The sequence below is a fragment of the Gluconacetobacter sacchari genome (genome assembly GCF_014174255.1).
GTDB classification, from domain to species: domain Bacteria; phylum Pseudomonadota; class Alphaproteobacteria; order Acetobacterales; family Acetobacteraceae; genus Gluconacetobacter; species Gluconacetobacter sacchari.
In genome coordinates this window covers 1-1708 of the sequence record NZ_JABEQJ010000084.1, presented here as the reverse complement: position 1 = coordinate 1708, position 1708 = coordinate 1, and the positions used below count along the sequence as shown (strand labels likewise).

Below are 1708 nucleotides of genomic sequence, written 5' to 3'. Positions count from 1 at the left end.
CGGCATCCAGGCTCTCACCTCGCAGTAGCCGCTGAACCGCCGAAAGCTTCTTCTTCGCCGAGAACCGCTTTCCCGTAACGGCCTCGGCCCCGCCGCCGCCTGCGTGCCGGGCGCGCGTCAACGGCGCCGAGGCCTCCGTCTCATGCCAATTCACGTCGTTCCTGTCGTCCATCTGCTACTTCCTTTCACAAGGGTCGTAGCGCTCCTCAATGTCTCGGAAAACCGTGCCCCACCCCATTGTCCCACAGGAAGAACGCTTTTCAAAACCACGTTTTGAGTGCCCGGAAGCATATGATCGAGCATGCGATCGTGGTTAATGCGAGATGGATGTCGGCCCTTCGTTCGTAGCGGACCGCAAGGCGTCTGAAACGTGAGATCCAGGCGAATGTGCGCTCGACGACCCAACGATGCTTTCCGGGATGTGAGCTGCTTTCGATGCCTTTTCTCGCAATACGGTGCCTGATCCCACGGCGGGAACATGCGAGACGGCAACGTCTGTAGTCATAGCCTTTGTCGGTGTGAAGCTTTTCAGGGCGTCGACGCGGCCTCCCGGTCTTCTCATGAACGGGAGGCAGGGCATCCAGCAGAGGCTCCAGCATCCTGCTGTCATGGACATTCGCCCCGGACAGCAGGACGGTCAGCGGAATACCCTGTCGATCAGTGACGATGTGGCGCTTCGGGCCGGGTCTGCCGCGATCCGTGGGGTTCGGGCCGGTCGTTTCACCCCCCTTTTTGCCGCAATGGACGCGCTGTCCATGCAGGCCCGGCTCCAGTCCAGTCGATCCACCTGGTGCAGGCGGGTCAGTAATGCCCGATGAAGCTTGTCCCAAACTCCAGCTTATACAGGCTCGCACTGATCCACGTAGTGAGGCATTATGATCGCAGTTGTTTCGAAGTAGCTTGCTTCGGTCAGACGGAGGTGAACGTGCTATCAGCAGAACGGGAGGCGATAATGCTCTCAAACGTTCGGAGGGATTGGGTAACGTCGGCTTATGGCCCGAAGATCTTGATTCCCGAGATGTACATCTTTCTTTGTCAGTCAAAAGTTATATTAAAACTCATAAATTAGACGATTCATTTATCGATAATGAGTATAATAACTACGTTACGTTAAAATCTGAAGAACTCAAGAGGGCGATAGATAGCTATGCCGAGATGTATTGGAACAATATCTTCAATGGCAGCTATCAAGCACGTGATCCGTCGACCGGGCTCTACCAAGAAGTACAGAGACCTATCGTGAATGACGAATATAAGAAACGAATATTCTGCAAGATCGTACGCGCGATGTTTTGTCATAACTTACAGATCGTCCGACCCGAAAACATGGATGAACTTGATCAGCAGCAATGACGTGAGGCGTGAGGAACTGCCTCCAGCCCATCTTATTCACAGAATTGGATATTTTTTGGGAATTTTCCCGCTTCTGTGGTTTGTGCCCGCGGGATCGTACCGTGTTGAGGACCGGGCGCGTTCGGGCGCGATAGCCCCGTCTGTCACGGGCCGGCAGTTTGCGTTGAGACGGCGAGACTGCGGAACAGTGGTAACCGGCCGGACTAGCAGCCTGTCGGATTGGGGTACCCTTTGAAGTGGCGATGGTATAGTATGCTGGGATGAGCCGTTTCATCCCGTTTGACCGATCCCAGCCATATCTTCTGCCGCCTGACCTGAAGTCGTGGCTTCCGGCGGACGATATGGCGCATTTCAT

Annotated in this window: 1 pseudogene; it reads right to left on the bottom strand. The window is 54.9% G+C overall.

The window, feature by feature from the left end:
• Nucleotides 1-260: 260 nt before the first annotated feature.
• A pseudogene (locus tag HLH48_RS22720) lies at nt 261-838 on the bottom strand (IS5 family transposase); the annotation flags it as partial.
• Between the last annotated feature and the right edge of the window lie 870 nt (nt 839-1708).